Raw genomic sequence first — 15921 nt, 5'->3', positions numbered from 1 at the left:
AGCCTAGGCGCTCGACGGGAGCGCCCGGACGCCTAACTGGCGGTGAACTCCGCTGCCAACCCGTCGATCCCGGCCTTGATCTCCTTGAGCGCGTGCGCCCGCGCCTTGATCTTCGACGCCACGTGGGCGCGCGGGTTCAGGGTCGCCGCCGCCTCGGCCGCCACCTCGTGGGCACGGGCCAGGACCTCACCCTCCTCGACGATCTCGTCGAGGAAACCCGCTGCGACGGCGGCATCGCCGGCGAACACCGTGGCCAGCGACACCGCGCGCTGGTATGCGGCCGGAGTCAACCGCATCCGCAGGATCTCGATGGCCGAGATGGGCAGCACCATCCCGATCGCCACCTCGTTGGCCTGGCACCGGGACCGGGGCGAGCCCACCCGGTGATCGCCGGAACACAGCAGGAACGAACCCATGGCGATGGCGGGGCCGGTGGCCGCGATGATCACGGGGACGGGGAAGGTCAGCAGCCGCACCGACAGCTCGAAACCGCCCGCCAGCATGCCGAGCGCGGCCTCCGCATCACCCGAGTTGAAGACCCCGAGATCGAAACCCGCGCTCAACACGCGCGAGTTGCCCGCCAGCACGACGGCCTTGACCTCGCCGTCGCGCGCACCCTGCTCGGCGCTGTCGAGGGCCTCGTTGACGAACCCCTGCATGGTGGGTGACAGCACGTTGACCTTGCCGTCGTCCAGCGTGATCGTCGCGACGGACTCCTGCCGGGCATAGGTGACGTGGCTCATCGACTCTCCTCGCGATCGGATGTTCGAGCCGATGCTACTGACACCCGGCCGGGCACCCGGCTGACGCCCGGCGGTGGCGGTGCGCGGCGAGGTCAGGACGCGAGCGCCGCGACGTCGCCGTCCCGGGGGGCAGCGGCGGCGCGGTCGGTGGGGGCGGTGGGCAGCAGCCGTTCCCCGCGGGCGAGCCAGTCGGGGTCGGTCCACACCACGCGCGCGGGCAAGCGGCGCCAGTACTCCGGGTGCGCCTGGACGTAGGCGTGCACCGACGCGTGCACCAGGGCGCCCTCCGGGACCCTGCGGATCGCCGGTGATCGCACGCTGCCCGCCAACGCGTCGGCGTGCCGAGGGTACGGACGCAGCGCCGCGTCGGTCAGGCGCAGCCCGGCCTCCAGGGCGCCGTCGAGCACCCAATCGAAGGTGATGTGCGCCACGGTTCACACGCGCCAGGTCCACCCGTCACGTCACGGTGGTCGCCGCGGAACCAGGCCTGCTCCAGGCCCGTGCAGGTGAGCGGATGCCGCCGCGGAGCGGGCACGCCGTCGGCCGCCATGGCGTGGCGGCCCGCGCGGACGGTCGGCGGGTCCGAGTCCGGTCTCGTCGCGGACGCGTCGGGACGGGCATCCCAGAGGCCCAGGTAGTCCACCGTCACCGGACGCACGTCGTCGTCGAGCGCCGCGTAGGTGTCGCGCAGCCGCCGCCAGTCCTGCGGCGTGCGTGGGGTGCGGGGGAGGGCGTGCGCGTCGATCGCGTAGTCACGCAGCTGGTCCAGGTCGTCGGGGAGGACGCCGACGGTGTCCAGCAGCCGCGTCAGGGCCCGCGCGCGGGAGGCGGCCCGACCCACGCCGAACACCAGCAGCCGGTCGCCGCGGGACCAGTGCTCCCGCACGAAGGCGTAGGCGCCGGCGACGGCGTCGCGGACCTGCGCGCGCCGATCGTCGCGGCGGCCCGTGCCGACACCGCCGTGATACCAGACGGATTGGACGGCGGAATGTTCCACGCTGCCGAAGAGCCTGGTCGCGTGGGTCCCCCCGCGGCCGTCGAAGGGACGACCGACCTGATCGAAGCACAGCACGATGTCGCTCATCGAAACCTGCCCATCGAAACCCCGGGTCGCCAGTGACCCGAGTCGCCGAACGTCTAGTGTGCCAACGGCGTTGGGAAAAGTTCGGGGATTCGCCGAGAAAGCGGCGGGCCACCGGCTCGAACGTTGCGACGGGAACGATCCCGCCGCGTCGTCAGGTGTCCGACGGCCCGCTCACAGCGGGAGGTCGACGCCCGGCCCGCCGGGAACCCCGTGCACCTCGATGGCGGTGGGCACCGTGCCCGCGGGGATGTCGAATGCCACGGCGGTCTCCACGACGTCGCCTGGATTGACCGTGACGACCCCGCCGCCCATGTAGGACGACGCCTCGTCGTCCGGCGCGAACGTGTTCGCACCCTCCTTGAGCACCTGCTGGGCCGACGCGAAGTTCTGCGGCTCGGCCCCGGTGTTGCCGACCGTCAGATACACGACGAAGAACTCGCCGACGGCCGTCTTCTCGAGGAACTCGTTGACGTCCGACGTGATGGTGGTGCCGCTCTCGGTGCCGGAGATCGCGAACGTGAACGGGCCGTCGGCCACCTGGCCGTCGCCGGGCGCCGCCGGTGGCGCGGCCGCAGGCGGAGCGTCCTGACCCGAGAGCGTTCCCGACGCCGATTCCGACGCAGGACTGGGCTCCTGCGACGTGTCCGACACCGCGGCGCCGCTGCCGGTGTCGCGAATGGCGAAGGCGTACACCAGGATCAGGATCAGCACGACCAACAGCGCGGCGATGCCGCCGAGGTAGCGCAGCACCAGCTTGCGATCGTCGGGACCGCCGTCGGGCGCCGCCCAGCCCGCGGCGGGCTCGTACGCGCCCGGCACGGGCGACGCCATCGTGGCGGTGGCGTCGGTGGTGGCGTCGGCGGTGTAGGCCGCCGTCGAGGACGCGGGCGGTGCCGGCGGGTGGTAGGTGACGGGCCCGGCGTCGGTGTCGGTGGCGGTGTCGGTGGTGTCGGTGTCGTCGCGGTCCCGTGAATAGGCGAACGCCTCGGTGGCCGCGGCCGCGGCGCCGAACTCGCCGAACTCGGCCGTCGCGGCGGCCTGCGCCTCGGCCGACGGCGGCGGAGGTGCGGGCGTCTCGAACGAACCCGCCGAGATCGACTCGAAGGACGGGGTCTCGAAGGTCTCGAACGTCGGCGGCTCGAACACCGCCGGCTCTGCCGGCAGCTGCGGCTCAGCCGGCTCTGCCGGCTGCTGCGGCTCAGCCGGCTCTGCCGGCTGCTGCGGCTCAGCCGGCTCTGCCGGCTGCTGCGGCTCTGCCGGCTCTGCCGGCTGCTGCGGCTCAGCCGGCTCCGGGGGTGCCGGCGGCTGCTGGGGCGGCGCGGGGATGCGATGCTCGGTCCAGGTCGTGCCGTCCCAGTACCGCTGGCCGCCCGGCACCTCGTGGTCGGGATACCAACCGGCGGGCGTGGGTGGGGTGGTCATCGCAGGGTCCTCCCTGTCACGCGCCTGCCAGGGCGCTGCGAATCGGCGCGGCTGCGAAGGGGCACGATATCGCAGGTGGATGGGCAGTGCGCCCTTTCGACCCCGGCCCCGGGATCACCCACCCATCACCGTGCGCCACTGCTCGAGGCTGCTCGCGCGGTAGACGTAGTTGGTGCTGCGCACCTCGGCCAACGGCGCGCTGGGCGCCGCGGAGTACCAGTGCCCGGGGAACACCGTGGGGTCGCCCGGCAACGCCGCCAACGCCTGCAGGCTGCGGAACATGTCATCGACGTTGCCGCCGGGGAAGTCGGTGCGACCGCACCCCTCCAGGAAGAGGGTGTCGCCCGCCACCAGGCGGCCGTCGAGCAGGAAGCACTGGCTGCCTGGCGTGTGCCCGGGCGTGTGCAGCAGCTCGATCTCCACGTCACCCACGGCCACCTTGTCGCCGTGATCGTGGGCCGTCAGATCGGAGGCCGCGATGCCGGTGATCCGCGACACCCAGTCGACCTCGTGGGAGTTGACGTGCACGGGCAGGCTCACCCGCTCCAACAGTTCGGCAAGCCCCTTGAGTTCGAAGCCCATCATCGAGCCGCCGACGTGATCGGGGTGGTGATGGGTGACCAGCACCCCGGACAACCGCATGCCGTCGGCCTCGGCGACGTCGGCGAGATCGCCCGCCGCGTACGCCGGATCGACCACCAGCGTCTCGCCGGTGCTGCGGTCACCGATGAGATAGGCGAAGTTGCGCATCTGCTCGGCGATCGGATCCCCGACGGCGAAGTCACGTCCGGACAGCAGCTGCCGGAAGTACAGACGGTCGTTCTCGGTGGCGCTGGACATGCCCTCACCCTACGAGTCGGCTGGGAGCCCGTGCGCTCGAACCGCAGGCCAGGGCCGTCGCCGCCATGCGGTTTGGCGACTGAAACCGCCAGCCTGTACCCTCTTCAAGGTTCGTCGGAAGGCGAGCAGACGCCCCCTTAGCTCAGTCGGCAGAGCGTTTCCATGGTAAGGAAAAGGTCAACGGTTCGATTCCGTTAGGGGGCTCGGTGGATCCGGGCGAGCGACGCGACGGGGGAAACCCGAGGCGGACGTTGGTCCGGGGTTCTCATCGGGGCGGTGTAGCTCAGCTGGTTAGAGCGCACGACTCATAATCGTGAGGTCGGGGGATCGAGTCCCCCCACCGCTACAAGCAAGTATTGATTAGTGACGAAGGACGACTGACGTGGCCTCCAGTACCGACGTACGGCCCAAGATCACCTTGGCCTGCGAGGTGTGCAAGCACCGCAACTACATCACCAAGAAGAACCGCCGCAACGACCCGGACCGGCTGGAGATCAAGAAGTTCTGCCCGAACTGCGGTCACCACCAGCCGCACAAGGAATCGCGCTGACGCGTCCCCCCGTGGGCCACGCCCAGGGGTGACCGGTTAGGTTCGCTAACTGTGGCTCTCTCTTCGAAGCTCGTCGGTAGGCACTATCGCCACCCCGAGCACTACGAGGTGGGCCGCGAGAAGATCCGCGAGTACGCGGGCGCGGTCAAGAACGACCATCCCGCGCACCACGACGACGCCGCCGCCGCCCAGCTAGGCCACCCGGGGCTCGCCGCGCCCCTGACCTTCATCTCGGTCTTCGGCTATCAGGCGCAGTTCGCGTTCTTCCAGGACGCCGGAATCGGCGTGTCCGACATGCAGATCGTCCAGGTCGACCAGGTGCTGAAGTTCGCCAAGCCGATCTTCGCGGGCGACAAACTGTTCTGCGACGTATACGCCGACTCGGTCCGCCAGTCGCACGGCGTCGACATCGTCGCGCTCAAGACCATCATCACCGACGAGACCGGTGCCGTGGTTCAGGAGACCTACACGACCCTGGCGGGTCGATCGGGTGAAGGAGAAGAGGGTTTCAACGATGGCACTGCGTGAGTTCGATTCGGTGAAGGTGGGCGACCAGCTTCCCGAGAAGGTGATCCCGCTGACCCGGGCGGACCTGGTCAACTACGCCGGGGTCTCCGGTGACCTCAACCCCATCCACTGGGACGACGAGATCGCCAAGCAGGTCGGCCTCGACACGGCCATCGCCCACGGCATGCTCACCATGGGCCTCGGCGGCGGCTACGTCACCGACTGGGTGGGCGACCCCGCCGCCGTCACCGAGTACAACGTGCGCTTCACCGCCGTCGTGCCCGTCCCCAACGACGGCGTCGGTGCCGAGATCGTGTTCTCCGGACGCGTGAAGTCCGTCGACGCCGAGGCGAAGTCGGTCGTGATCGCGCTGTCGGCCACCGCCGGCGGCAAGAAGATCTTCGGTCGCGCCGTCGCCACCGCGAAGCTGGCCTGACCCATGGCGCTCAAGACCGACATCCGCGGGATGGTGTGGAAGTACCCGGACACGTTCGTCGTGGGCCGCGAGCAGGTGCGGCAATACGCCAACGCCGTGAAGTCGGCGCACCCGGCGACCGTCGACGACGACGCCGCCACCGAGTTGGGGCACCCGTCGCCCATCGCGCCGCTGACGTTCGCCTCGATCTTCGCGGTGATGATCCAGAATCACTTCTTCCAGCACGTCGACATCGGCCTGGAGACGCTGCAGATCCTGCAGGTGGACCAGAAGTTCACGTTCCACCGGCCCATCCGGGTCGGCGACGCCCTCACCGGCACCATGCACATCGAGTCGGTCGACGAGCGCTTCGGCGCCGACATCGTCACCACCCGCAACGTCTGCGCCACCGTCGACGGCGAGGTGGTGATGGAGGCCTTCACCACGCTGATGGGCCACGAGGGCGACAACTCGGTCTCGATGAAATGGGATCCGGAAACCGGCCAGGTCGTGCGCACCGCCGAGGTGGCCGCTACGGATTAGTAACTGGAACACGGGCCGTTGTACACTCGGTCCTCGGGGTTCTGCCCAATTCAGCGCGCTGTCCGTCGGTTGCGTATCGACCGAATCGGGGAGCGCGCGAATTGTGTGAGACCCCGGATGAAGGGGCGTAGCTCAATTGGCAGAGCAGCGGTCTCCAAAACCGCAGGTTGCAGGTTCAAGTCCTGTCGCCCCTGCTCAACTGAATACTGGACACGTGTGCACACTGGAAGGTGTCCACACTGGCCACGACGACATGACGACGACGACATGACGAGCACGATACGACCGACCAGAAGCGGAGGCATGCGGTGAGCGACGAGCGCGACGGTGCCGGCTCCGCAGGCGACGGGACGGACATCGAGGGCACCGCAGGCGGCGACACCGGCACTGCCGACACCGGTCGCAGCACCGCCGTGGCCACCAAGCCGCAGCGGCCCACCGGCAAGCGAACCCGGCGCGACGTCAGCACCGAGACCGCCCCGGAGACCGACGCCGCCACCACCAAGAACGGTGACGGCAAGAAGCCGAAGGTCAAGAAGAAGGACGGCCCGAGCCGCAACCCCTTCGCCTTCGTCTTCAACTACCTGAAGCAGGTCGTCGCCGAGCTGCGCAAGGTCATCTGGCCGAACCGCAAGCAGATGATCAGCTACACCACCGTGGTGCTGGTGTTCCTGGCGTTCATGGTGGCGCTGATCGGCGGAGTCGACTTCGGCTTCGCCAAGCTCGTCACGTGGGTGTTCGGCTGACCCGCCCCACCCGACGAGCTGCACCTGGAGAGGATTGATGTGACGAGTTTCGACGACGGTACGCCGACCGGTTACGGCAGCGACCGATCGCCGCAGGAGGTGTCCGACGCACGCGTCGAGGCCGCAGATCCGGCGACGGTCGTCGCCAGCACGGCAGCGGAGCAGCTCGAACAGTCCACGGCCGAAGCCGTCGAACCCGCCGCCGACGTCGACGACGTGGCCGCTGCGGTCGAGGCGGACGCCGAGGCTGACGACACCGACGCCGGCGACGCCGACATCGATGCCGGGGCCGGCGACGCCGAGGCGCCGGTCGAGGAAGGCGAGGACGAAGATCCCGCGGTCGCGCTGAAGAAGGACCTGCGCAGGCGCCCCGGCGACTGGTATGTCATCCACAGCTACGCCGGTTACGAGAACAAGGTGAAGGCCAACCTCGAGACCCGCGTGCAGAACCTGGACGTCGGCGACTACATCTTCCAGGTCGAGGTGCCCACCGAAGAGGTCACCGAGATCAAGAACGGCCAGCGCAAGCAGGTCAACCGCAAGGTGCTGCCGGGCTACATCCTGGTGCGCATGGAACTCAACGACGAGTCGTGGGGCGCCGTGCGCAACACGCCGGGCGTCACCGGATTCGTCGGCGCCACGTCGCGGCCGTCCCCGCTGGCCCTCGACGACGTCGTGAAGTTCCTGCTGCCGCCGGCCGCGGCCAAGAAGCCCGGCAAGGCCACTGCCGCCACCGCAGCCGCCTCCACCGAGGCCACGCTGGAGCGGCCCGAGATCCTGGTGGACTTCGAGGTCGGCGAGTCGGTCACCGTCATGGACGGGCCGTTCGCGACGCTGCCCGCGTCGATCAGCGAGGTCAACGCCGAGCAGCAGAAGCTCAAGGTGTTGGTGTCGATCTTCGGCCGCGAGACGCCCGTCGAACTGACCTTCACCCAGGTCGCCAAGATTTAGCCCCGTTCCGGGCTAGAGAAGCGGGCGCGCCGCGCCCACGGATGCAAGTAAGGAAACACCACACCATGCCCCCGAAGAAGAAGGTCTCCGGGCTGATCAAGCTGCAGATCCAGGCCGGGCAGGCCAACCCCGCCCCGCCGGTCGGCCCTGCGCTCGGTCAGCACGGCGTCAACATCATGGAGTTCTGCAAGGCGTACAACGCCGCGACGGAGTCGCAGCGCGGAAACGTCATCCCCGTGGAGATCACCGTCTACGAGGACCGCACGTTCACCTTCGCGCTGAAGACCCCGCCCGCCGCCAAGCTGCTGCTCAAGGCCGCAGGCGTGCAGAAGGGTTCGGCAGAGCCGCACAAGACCAAGGTCGCCAAGGTGACCTGGGACCAGGTGCGCGAGATCGCCGAGACCAAGAAGGAAGACCTCAACGCCAACGACGTCGATCAGGCCGCGAAGATCATCGCGGGCACTGCTCGGTCGATGGGTATCACGGTCGAGTAGCTTGCGGATCGACCCATGGGGTCGGTCGAGTAGCTTGCGGATCGGCCCATCGGGTCGGTCGAGTAGCTCGCGGATCGGCCCATCGGGTCGGTCGAGTAGCAACCAAGGCAATTCGTGGAAGGGCCCGCTTCGGCCCGCCAACCACACCCTCTGAACTGGAGATCACAATGAGCAAGACCAGCAAGGCGTATCGCGAAGCCGCCGCGAAGGTGGATCGCGACAACCTGTACACGCCGCTCGAGGCCGCCCGTCTGGCCAAGGAGACGTCCTCGAAGAAGCAGGACGCCACCGTCGAGGTCGCCATCCGCCTGGGCGTCGACCCGCGTAAGGCCGACCAGATGGTGCGCGGCACCGTCAACCTGCCGCATGGCACCGGCAAGACCGCCCGCGTCGTGGTGTTCGCGGTCGGTGACAAGGCCGAGGCCGCGCAGGCCGCCGGCGCCGATGCCGTCGGTAGTGACGACCTGATCGAGAAGATCCAGGGCGGCTGGCTGGAGTTCGACGCGGCCATCGCCACGCCCGACCAGATGGCCAAGGTCGGCAAGATCGCCCGTGTGCTGGGCCCGCGCGGTCTGATGCCGAACCCCAAGACCGGTACCGTCACGCCCGACGTGACCAAGGCCGTCAACGACATCAAGGGCGGCAAGATCAACTTCCGTGTCGACAAGCAGGCCAACCTGCACTTCGTCATCGGCAAGGCGTCGTTCGACGACACGAAGCTCGCCGAGAACTACGGCGCAGCGCTCGACGAGATCCTGCGTGCCAAGCCGTCGTCGTCGAAGGGCCGGTACCTGAAGAAGGTCACGGTCTCGACCACCACGGGCCCCGGCATCCCCGTCGACCCCTCCGTGACGCGCAACTTCACCGAGGAGGCGCAGGCCTAGCCCGCACCGTTCTCGACACCAGCCCCGGCACGCTCGTGCCGGGGCTGGTCTCGTTCATGTCCGCGGCAGCGAGACGGTCACGACGAGTGCGCGGTGATCGGTGCCGGGCACCTCGACCGTGGTCGTCGACGTGGCCGTGGCGGCCCGCGTCACCACGTGATCGATGCCGAGTACCGCAGGGATGCGGCGGTTCGCGGGGAACGTCGGCTGACGCCCGGCCCCCGACTGCTCGGCGGCGTCGCGATAGCCGCCAGAGAGCAGCGCGCGGAACGGACGCATGTCCACGGTGGCGTTGAAGTCGCCGCCGACCACCACCGCACCACCGTCCGCCCGGGCCGCGAGGTCGGTCAGGGTGCCGGGCAGCCGGGTGATGTCACGTTGCCAGTCGCCGATCGGCTGGGGCCACGGCGCCGCCAGGTGCACCGACAGCAGCGTCGGATCGCGGGGCACGCCGTCGACGCGGATGCGCGCGGTGACCATCGCCAGGTTGTAGCCGTCGATGCTCTCCGAATCGACCATCCGGTGTCGGCTGTAGATGCCGACGCCCCGGGCGTCGGGCTGGACGTCGAGCGCCGAGTACGGGAAGTCGTCGGCCATCCCCGCCGCGGCCATCCCCGCCGCGGCGTCGTCGGTGAGTTCCTGGACCATCACGACGTCGGCGCGCTCGCGCGCGGCGCGGACGAGCGCACCGGGTTCGGCGCGGCCGAACAGCATGTTGATGGTCATGATGCGCAACGCCGTCCCGCCCGAATCGGCGGAGGCCGGGACGTACCAGGGTGCCTGCACGCCCACGATCGCCACCGACAGCACCGCCGCGCCGGTCGCGGCGACCCGCCGACGGGAGGCCAGCAACACCACGAACGCGGCGGGTATGGCCCACAGCAGCAGGGGCGAGGCCACCACCAGGTAGAGCACCGGATGCCCGGGAATGGGGAGGTAGCGCGCCAGCAGCCCACCGCAGCCCGCGGCGAGCAGTCCGTAGCCCATGACGGCACTCATCGCCCGGTGTGCGCTGCGCACTTCAGATACCTCCGACGGTCGACGCACCAGGCGACGCCCGACGCAGGAGACACCAGTATCGCCGGTGCGGCCGGCAACGCCGGATGGGGCAGAATCACGGTCGATGATGCTCAGGTGGCCGTGCGCCGTGATCGGATCGGTACTCGGGGTAGTGTGCGCCGCAGTGATCGCCGCCTCGCCCGCCTCAGCCGAACCGCCGCCGGTGTCCCCGCAGGCCAGCGCGGCGGGCCTGCTGGACGTGCGCGCGGTGGTGCCCGACGCCATCGTCGACCTGCGCTACGCCACGGCCGACAACTTCGTCGGCATCGCGCTCTACCCGGCCGACGCCCGCTGCCTGATCCACGAGTCGATGGCACCCGGCCTTGCGGTCGCGGCCGACCGACTGCGCGCACGGGGCTTGGCGATGGTGTTCTGGGACTGTTACCGGCCCCACGACGTGCAGGTGCGGATGTTTCAGGCCGTCCCGAACCCGAACTGGGTGGCGCGGCCCTCGGAGTACGCCCGCAGCCACGAGTCGGGCCGGTCGGTGGACCTGACGCTCGCCGACGCGCACCATGGGCGGCTGTTGGACATGGGCACCGGATTCGACGACTTCACGCCGCGCAGCCTGGCGTACGCCACCGACGGCGTGACCGCGGCGCAGCAGGCCAACCGGGCTCTGCTGCGCGACGCCATGCAGGCGGGCGGGCTCACGCCGTACTCGGGTGAGTGGTGGCATTTCGACGGCCCCGGCGCCAAGGACCCGCGCCCCATCTTGGACGTCCCGGTGAACTGAGAATCATCGGATCGGCACCGATCTTGGCCGTCGGTGTGTGATCGTTTACCCGTGCGTAAGTCCACCAAGGCGCTGCTGGTCGCCGCCCTCTCCTTCCTGTCGGCGATTGCGCTCGCCGTCGGCTCGTTCTTCGGTGCGGCACTGGCGTTCGGCGCCGTCGCGCTCATCGTCCCCGGCACGGGAACCCCCAACGCCAACATCGTCAACGACTATCTGGAACAGGCGCGCGATCGGTATCTGACGACGACCGCCTGCGGTCCCACCGGGGCGAACTGCCCCGACCAGAACCTCGTCGGCATCAACTATCCGGCGTCCTTCTGGCCCATCCCGTTCCCCGGCTGGTGCCGATCCGGCCCCGACGGCTGCGACAAGTGGGACGAATCGGTGGGCCAGGGCGCCACCGCCCTGCAGACGCAGCTGAGCAACTACCTCACCACCACCACCGAGCAGATGATCGTCTTCGGCTACTCGCAGGGCGGCGCCGTGGTCTCCAACGTGATGAGCAGCTACATCGCCGGGTTGAGCGCGGCGGACAAGGCGCGCATCCAGGTGGTGACGATCGGCGGCATCGAGACCCCCGACGGCGGACTCTGGTCGCGGCTGGGCTTCCTGCGCTACATCCCGATCCTCAACGTCACCCTGGGCCCGCCCGTGAACCCGGCGACCGGGGTCGACTTCACCAGCTACGCGTTCCACTACGACCCCGTCGCCGACGCCCCGCGCTACTGGGGCAACGCGTTCGCGATGATCAACGCCGTGGCGGCGCTGTTCACCGTGCACGGCGACTATCTGGACCCCAACGGCAACAGTCCGACCGGCACGCTGCCCTACGGCTACACCGACACCACGCTGCCGGCCGCCCTGGCGTGCAACGTCGGACAGAACTGCCGCCTGGATCAGTACGGCAACAAGTACGTCGTGATCCCGGCGACGTCGCTGCCCATCGCGGATTTCGTGCTGCAGTCGACGCCGAGCGCGCTGCTGCCCCTGGTCAAGCCCGTCGTCGACCTGGTCGCCCCGGTATGGCGGGAACTGGCCGAACTCGGCTACGACTACTCGGGCAACCCCGGGGTGGCCACGCCGCTGTCGGTGCTGCCGTTCAACCCCTTCCAGGACTGGGGAGCGGTGGCCGTGAAGCTGTTCAACGCGACCGGGGCAGGCGTGCAGGCGTTCCTGCGCGACCTGGGTCTGCCGTCGACGCCGCCGTCTCTGGTGCCGGCACCGGCGCCCGCGCAGACGCCCCAGACGTCGGTGCTCGCGGCGCAGACCGGTGTGGACGTGGCCGCCAAGGACGCGAACGCGGCGGCACGGACGCTGGCCGTCGATGGCGGCGAGGCCACGCCTGCCCAGCTGTCCCAGGCGAAGACGACCGAGGTGACGGCGACCGAGGTGAAGGCGACCGAGGCGACGTCCACCGAGCCGGCCACGGGCACCACGGCCACGGGCACCACGGCCTCGGGCACCACGGCCTCGGACACCACGGCCACGGGCACCACGGCCACGGGCACCACGGCCACGGGCACCACGGCCACGGACACCACGGGTACGGGCACCACCGGTTCTCCGGCGACGGGTACCGACGCCACGAACGGCACGGCGAAGGACACCGACGCCACGGACGGCACCCCCGCGGCGAAGAAGGATGCCGCGGCCGGTGATGCCGGCCAGGCCAAGACCAAGACGGCGAGCAAGCCCGTCAAGGCCGAGCCCAAGAAGGCCGAACCCAAGAAGGCCGACACCGATTCGGCGAAGACGCCCGACAAGACCGCCGACAAGGGCGCGGACTCGGGAACGGACAAGAAGGCGGCCTGACCGCGGCCTCACGACGACGAAAACGCCCCCGGCTCCGTGCCGGGGGCGTTTTCGTGGGCCGTGAGGCCCGAGGGGCGACGCTAGGCGGCGTCGGGCTTGACGTAGGTGACCAGGCTGACGTCGAGGGCCTCGTCGACGAAGTAGTACTGGCACCCGGTGAGGTAGCGCATGTAGTCGTTGTAGCTCTCTTCGCCGGCAGCGGCGACGGCCTGCTCCTTGTTGTGTTCCAGGCGGGCCGCCCAGATGCCGAGCGTCTTGATGTAGTGATTGCGCAGCGACAGCGTCTCGGGCACCGTGAAGCCCGCCTTGATCCCGTGATCGACCATCATCTTCGTGGTCGGGATGCGGCCGCCGGGGAAGATGACCTCGTGGATGAACTTGGCGAAACGGGCCAGCTCGAAGGTCAGCTTCTTGCCGCGCGCCTGCAGATCGTCGGGGTGATAGCCGCAGCTGCTCTGGATGGTCATGCGACCCCCGGCGGGCAGGATGTCGTAGCAGGTGTTGAAGAAGTGGTCGTAGCGCTCGAAGCCGAAGTGCTCGAAGGCCTCGATCGAGACGATGCGGTCCACCGGTGAGTGGAACTGCTCCCAGCCCTCGAGGCGCACGTCGAACGTGCGATCACTGTCGACGTTGCTGAGCAGCTGGTTGCAGTAGGCCTGCTGGTTCTTGCTCAACGTCAGGCCGATGACGTTGACGTCGTACTTCTCCATGGCCCGCTGCAAGGTCAGGCCCCACCCGCAGCCCACCTCCAGCAGCGTCATGCCCGGCTTGAGGTCCAAGCGTTCCAGGTGCTGATCGACGTTGGCGATCTGCGCCTCGGACAGCGTGACCCGCGGACCGGTGAAGTACGCACAGCTGTACTTGCGGGTCGGATCCTGGAAGACGCCGAAGAAGTCGTCGGACAGGTCGTAATGGGCCTGGATGTCCTCGAAATGAGGCGTCAGGTCCTTCGTACCGGTGGAATTGTCAGCCATGTTTCTCCTGCTTGGCCTTCCTGAACTCGCTCGCAGCACCATCGAGCCGTGAGTGTGCCCGCTCGGATCCCGGCGGTCTCGGGGAGCCGACGCGCGCAGCTAGGCCTACACCCTAACCGGGACGCACGCCGTGGCGGAAACGCCACGCGTCGGCACGATGACGCGCTACTTGACCAGCGTGAACTGGTTGACGTCGGTGTAGCCCTTGCGGAAGGCGTCGGCGCACCCGGTGAGGTAGTGCATGTAGCGGTCGTAGACCTCTTCGGACTGCACCGCTATGGCCTCGTCCTTGTGAGCCTCCAGCGCCGCCGCCCAGTGGTCGAGCGTCTTGGCGTAGTGCGGCTGCAGCGACTGCTCGCGCGTCAGGGTGAACCCGGCCTTGCCGGCGTGCTCGCCCACCAGCTCGATCGTCGGCAGGTACCCGCCCGGGAAGATCTCGGTGAGGATGAACTTGATGAACCGCGCCACCGAGAACGTCAGCGGGATGCCCTTCTCGATCATCTGGGGGATGGTCAGCGCCGTGATGGTGTGCAGCAACATCACGCCGTCGTCGGGCAGCACCTTGTAGGCCGTGGTGAAGAAGTCGTCCCAGCGGTCGCGGCCGAAGTGCTCGAACGCGCCGATCGACACGATGCGGTCGACGGGCTGGTCGAACTGCTCCCACCCCTCGAGGCGGATCTCCTTGGTCCGAGGGCTCGGCGACTCGGCGAAGATCTTCTCGACGTGCGCCTTCTGGTTCTCCGACAGCGTCAGCCCGATGACGTTGACGTCGTACTTCTCGATCGCGCGCATCATGGTGTAACCCCAGCCGCAACCTACGTCGAGCAGCGTCATGCCCGGCTCCAAGCCCAGCTTGCCCAGCGCCAGGTCGACCTTCGCGCGCTGCGCCTCCTCCAGCGTCATGTCGTCGCGCTCGAAGTAGGCGCAGCTGTACATCTGGCTGGGATCGAGGAACAGCCGGAAGAACTCGTCCGACAGGTCGTAGTGTGCTTGGACGTCGTCGAAGTGGGGCTTGAGTGCCGACTTCGCGGTCTTGGATTCGGCCTTCGCCATGATCGCGCCTTCCTGGGCGTGCGGGTGGGCAGGTGAATGGCTCGCGGGTGGGGCTGCTGCGCTGGTGAACAGCCGCGCACCCCGGTGCGCTCGTCGAATGACTTTACGCGTCGGTTCCGCCAAAACCCCATTCGGGCGTCAGGGCACCTCGGCGAACGTCGTGGTGAGTTGACCGACGATGTCGCCCCACAGCGGCTCGGGCAGGTCGTGTCCCATGCCGTCATAGGTCACGAACCGGGCCCGTCGGATGGCCTTGGCGATGGCGCGGCCGCCCGACGGCCGCATCAGCTTGTCGGCCTTGCCGTGGATGACCACCGTGGGGGCGGTGATCTGCTTGTCGTAGGCCAGCAGGCTGCCGCTGCCGAGGATGGCCCCGAAGTGCCTGGCCACGCCCGCGGGATAGTAGGAGCGTTCGTAGGACTCGACGGCCTCGGCCATGGCCTGCTCCTCGGGCACCTGGAAGGCGGGGCTGCCGATGACCTTGCCGACGCGCACGGTGTTGGCCAGGATGCCCTCACGCGACGCGTCCCGCGGCTTGGTGGTGACCGCCTGCAGCTGCTTGAACCCCGGCGGCGGCAGCAGCGGCTGGTTGTTGCTGGAGAAGATGATGCCGAGGGTCTTGATGCGGTGCTGGTAGCGCGCGGCGAACACCTGGGCGATCATCCCGCCCATCGACGCGCCCACGACGTGGGCCCGCTCGATCTCCAGGTGGTCCAGCACGGCCGTGACGTCGTCGGCCATGTGCTCCAGGGTGTACACCGCGTCGCTGGGCTTGCCGAGGTAGGACCGCACCATGCGCGGGAGCAGCGGCGCGCCGGTGTGGCGGCCCTCCACCTTGCTCGACAGCCCGACGTCGCGGTTGTCGAAGCGCACGACGCGGTAGCCGGCGTCGACGAGCAGCTCGCAGAAGCCGTCGCGCCACAGGATCGACTGCGCGCCCAGGCCCATGATGAGCACCACCGCGGGATGGGCCCGATGGCCCATGTCCTCGAAGTAGATGTCGAGATCGCCCGATCGGGCGGTGCCGGAACGGATGTCCACGGGGCCTCCTGGTGCGTGGCGGGGATTCGGTGGTGACGGGGCAACGGTGATCGGGGAACGGTGACCG

19 protein-coding genes and 3 tRNA genes are annotated in these 15921 nt (G+C 68.9%); 13 read left to right on the top strand and 9 right to left on the bottom strand.

What is annotated here, in order from left to right:
- Positions 1-32: 32 nt before the first annotated feature.
- The 5 genes from AC30CM_RS00380 to AC30CM_RS00360 all read right to left on the bottom strand — a co-directional run bounded on the left by AC30CM_RS00380 (position 33) and on the right by AC30CM_RS00360 (position 4089).
- On the bottom strand, positions 33-743 hold the full coding sequence (locus AC30CM_RS00380) for a crotonase/enoyl-CoA hydratase family protein (RefSeq protein WP_490114827.1): 711 nt from the start codon (positions 741-743) through the stop codon (positions 33-35).
- Positions 744-835: 92 nt separating this feature from the next.
- The gene (locus AC30CM_RS00375) at positions 836-1150 is read right to left on the bottom strand and encodes a hypothetical protein (protein WP_490114826.1); all 315 of its coding nucleotides are present in this window, start codon (positions 1148-1150) and stop codon (positions 836-838) included.
- Positions 1114-1827, bottom strand: coding sequence for a T6SS phospholipase effector Tle1-like catalytic domain-containing protein (locus AC30CM_RS00370; protein ID WP_490114825.1), 714 nt, complete (start codon positions 1825-1827; stop codon positions 1114-1116). Before AC30CM_RS00370 ends, AC30CM_RS00375 begins: the two co-directional genes overlap by 37 nt.
- 171 nt (positions 1828-1998) lie before the next feature.
- Complete coding sequence (locus tag AC30CM_RS00365) at positions 1999-3249, bottom strand: DUF4352 domain-containing protein (protein WP_490114824.1); 1251 nt, start codon at positions 3247-3249, stop codon at positions 1999-2001.
- Positions 3250-3363: 114 nt separating this feature from the next.
- On the bottom strand, positions 3364-4089 hold the full coding sequence (locus AC30CM_RS00360; RefSeq protein WP_490114823.1) for an MBL fold metallo-hydrolase: 726 nt from the start codon (positions 4087-4089) through the stop codon (positions 3364-3366).
- A gap of 131 nt (positions 4090-4220) precedes the next feature.
- Here AC30CM_RS00360 and AC30CM_RS00355 point away from each other — a divergent pair.
- The 11 genes from AC30CM_RS00355 to rplA all read left to right on the top strand — a co-directional run bounded on the left by AC30CM_RS00355 (position 4221) and on the right by rplA (position 9179).
- Positions 4221-4293, top strand: a tRNA-Thr gene (locus AC30CM_RS00355).
- Between the two features lie 68 nt (positions 4294-4361).
- Positions 4362-4435, top strand: a tRNA-Met gene (locus AC30CM_RS00350).
- A 36-nt stretch (positions 4436-4471) separates the two neighbouring features.
- On the top strand, positions 4472-4639 hold the full coding sequence (gene rpmG, locus AC30CM_RS00345) for a 50S ribosomal protein L33 (RefSeq protein WP_023985310.1): 168 nt from the start codon (positions 4472-4474) through the stop codon (positions 4637-4639).
- A gap of 51 nt (positions 4640-4690) precedes the next feature.
- On the top strand, positions 4691-5167 hold the full coding sequence (hadA, locus tag AC30CM_RS00340; protein WP_490114822.1) for a (3R)-hydroxyacyl-ACP dehydratase subunit HadA: 477 nt from the start codon (positions 4691-4693) through the stop codon (positions 5165-5167).
- The gene (gene hadB, locus AC30CM_RS00335; RefSeq protein ID WP_490114821.1) at positions 5154-5582 is read left to right on the top strand and encodes a (3R)-hydroxyacyl-ACP dehydratase subunit HadB; all 429 of its coding nucleotides are present in this window, start codon (positions 5154-5156) and stop codon (positions 5580-5582) included. Before hadA ends, hadB begins: the two co-directional genes overlap by 14 nt.
- Positions 5583-5585: 3 nt before the next feature.
- Complete coding sequence (gene hadC, locus AC30CM_RS00330; RefSeq protein ID WP_490114820.1) at positions 5586-6104, top strand: (3R)-hydroxyacyl-ACP dehydratase subunit HadC; 519 nt, start codon at positions 5586-5588, stop codon at positions 6102-6104.
- A 121-nt stretch (positions 6105-6225) separates the two neighbouring features.
- Positions 6226-6298 (top strand) — tRNA-Trp (locus AC30CM_RS00325).
- Positions 6299-6412: 114 nt separating this feature from the next.
- Entirely contained in the window at positions 6413-6850 is a 438-nt protein-coding gene (gene secE / locus AC30CM_RS00320) for a preprotein translocase subunit SecE (RefSeq protein WP_490114819.1), read from the top strand.
- A gap of 216 nt (positions 6851-7066) precedes the next feature.
- Positions 7067-7801: a transcription termination/antitermination protein NusG gene (gene nusG, locus AC30CM_RS00315; RefSeq protein WP_490115038.1), complete on the top strand. Its 735-nt coding sequence runs from the start codon at positions 7067-7069 to the stop codon at positions 7799-7801.
- 65 nt (positions 7802-7866) lie between these two features.
- Positions 7867-8295 carry a 50S ribosomal protein L11 gene (gene rplK, locus AC30CM_RS00310; RefSeq protein WP_490114818.1) on the top strand — a complete coding sequence of 143 codons (429 nt, stop codon included), beginning with the start codon at positions 7867-7869 and terminating at the stop codon, positions 8293-8295.
- A 167-nt stretch (positions 8296-8462) separates the two neighbouring features.
- A complete protein-coding gene (rplA, locus tag AC30CM_RS00305) occupies positions 8463-9179 on the top strand; it encodes a 50S ribosomal protein L1 (RefSeq protein ID WP_490114817.1) in 717 nt (238 codons plus the stop codon).
- Between the two features lie 54 nt (positions 9180-9233).
- Here the strand turns inward: rplA and AC30CM_RS00300 are convergent, their stop codons facing one another.
- Positions 9234-10199, bottom strand: a complete 966-nt coding sequence (locus AC30CM_RS00300; protein ID WP_490114816.1) for an endonuclease/exonuclease/phosphatase family protein — start codon at positions 10197-10199, stop codon at positions 9234-9236.
- A 106-nt stretch (positions 10200-10305) separates the two neighbouring features.
- Here AC30CM_RS00300 and AC30CM_RS00295 point away from each other — a divergent pair, with 106 nt between their 5' ends.
- Together AC30CM_RS00295 and AC30CM_RS00290 are read left to right on the top strand one after the other, a co-directional pair.
- Positions 10306-10974: a M15 family metallopeptidase gene (locus AC30CM_RS00295; RefSeq protein ID WP_490115037.1), complete on the top strand. Its 669-nt coding sequence runs from the start codon at positions 10306-10308 to the stop codon at positions 10972-10974.
- A 51-nt stretch (positions 10975-11025) separates the two neighbouring features.
- Entirely contained in the window at positions 11026-12786 is a 1761-nt protein-coding gene (locus AC30CM_RS00290) for a PE-PPE domain-containing protein (protein WP_490114815.1), read from the top strand.
- Between the two features lie 80 nt (positions 12787-12866).
- Here AC30CM_RS00290 and AC30CM_RS00285 read toward each other — a convergent pair whose 3' ends face one another.
- The 3 genes from AC30CM_RS00285 to AC30CM_RS00275 all read right to left on the bottom strand — a co-directional run bounded on the left by AC30CM_RS00285 (position 12867) and on the right by AC30CM_RS00275 (position 15854).
- Complete coding sequence (locus tag AC30CM_RS00285; protein ID WP_490114814.1) at positions 12867-13760, bottom strand: cyclopropane mycolic acid synthase family methyltransferase; 894 nt, start codon at positions 13758-13760, stop codon at positions 12867-12869.
- Between the two features lie 165 nt (positions 13761-13925).
- On the bottom strand, positions 13926-14813 hold the full coding sequence (locus AC30CM_RS00280; protein WP_490114813.1) for a cyclopropane mycolic acid synthase family methyltransferase: 888 nt from the start codon (positions 14811-14813) through the stop codon (positions 13926-13928).
- A 138-nt stretch (positions 14814-14951) separates the two neighbouring features.
- Complete coding sequence (locus AC30CM_RS00275; RefSeq protein ID WP_490114812.1) at positions 14952-15854, bottom strand: alpha/beta fold hydrolase; 903 nt, start codon at positions 15852-15854, stop codon at positions 14952-14954.
- Positions 15855-15921: the final 67 nt, after the last annotated feature.

This window comes from Mycobacterium sp. DHQP2018-32-09 (genome assembly GCF_058148405.1).
Note: the sequence above shows the minus strand (reverse complement) of the source record. Positions and strands in the feature narration are given on the sequence as shown.

What these genes read in the sequence shown, in the direction of transcription:
- AC30CM_RS00370 (WP_490114825.1), bottom strand. Translation starts at nt 1,827, where the DNA reads ATGAGCGACATCGTGCTGTGCTTCGATCAGGTCGGTCGTCCCTTCGAC.
- AC30CM_RS00285 (WP_490114814.1), bottom strand. Translation starts at nt 13,760, where the DNA reads ATGGCTGACAATTCCACCGGTACGAAGGACCTGACGCCTCATTTCGAG.
- rplK (WP_490114818.1), top strand. Translation starts at nt 7,867, where the DNA reads ATGCCCCCGAAGAAGAAGGTCTCCGGGCTGATCAAGCTGCAGATCCAG.
- AC30CM_RS00365 (WP_490114824.1), bottom strand. Translation starts at nt 3,249, where the DNA reads ATGACCACCCCACCCACGCCCGCCGGTTGGTATCCCGACCACGAGGTG.
- hadC (WP_490114820.1), top strand. Translation starts at nt 5,586, where the DNA reads ATGGCGCTCAAGACCGACATCCGCGGGATGGTGTGGAAGTACCCGGAC.
- rplA (WP_490114817.1), top strand. Translation starts at nt 8,463, where the DNA reads ATGAGCAAGACCAGCAAGGCGTATCGCGAAGCCGCCGCGAAGGTGGAT.
- AC30CM_RS00380 (WP_490114827.1), bottom strand. Translation starts at nt 743, where the DNA reads ATGAGCCACGTCACCTATGCCCGGCAGGAGTCCGTCGCGACGATCACG.
- AC30CM_RS00360 (WP_490114823.1), bottom strand. Translation starts at nt 4,089, where the DNA reads ATGTCCAGCGCCACCGAGAACGACCGTCTGTACTTCCGGCAGCTGCTG.
- AC30CM_RS00280 (WP_490114813.1), bottom strand. Translation starts at nt 14,813, where the DNA reads ATGGCGAAGGCCGAATCCAAGACCGCGAAGTCGGCACTCAAGCCCCAC.
- hadB (WP_490114821.1), top strand. Translation starts at nt 5,154, where the DNA reads ATGGCACTGCGTGAGTTCGATTCGGTGAAGGTGGGCGACCAGCTTCCC.
- AC30CM_RS00295 (WP_490115037.1), top strand. Translation starts at nt 10,306, where the DNA reads ATGCTCAGGTGGCCGTGCGCCGTGATCGGATCGGTACTCGGGGTAGTG.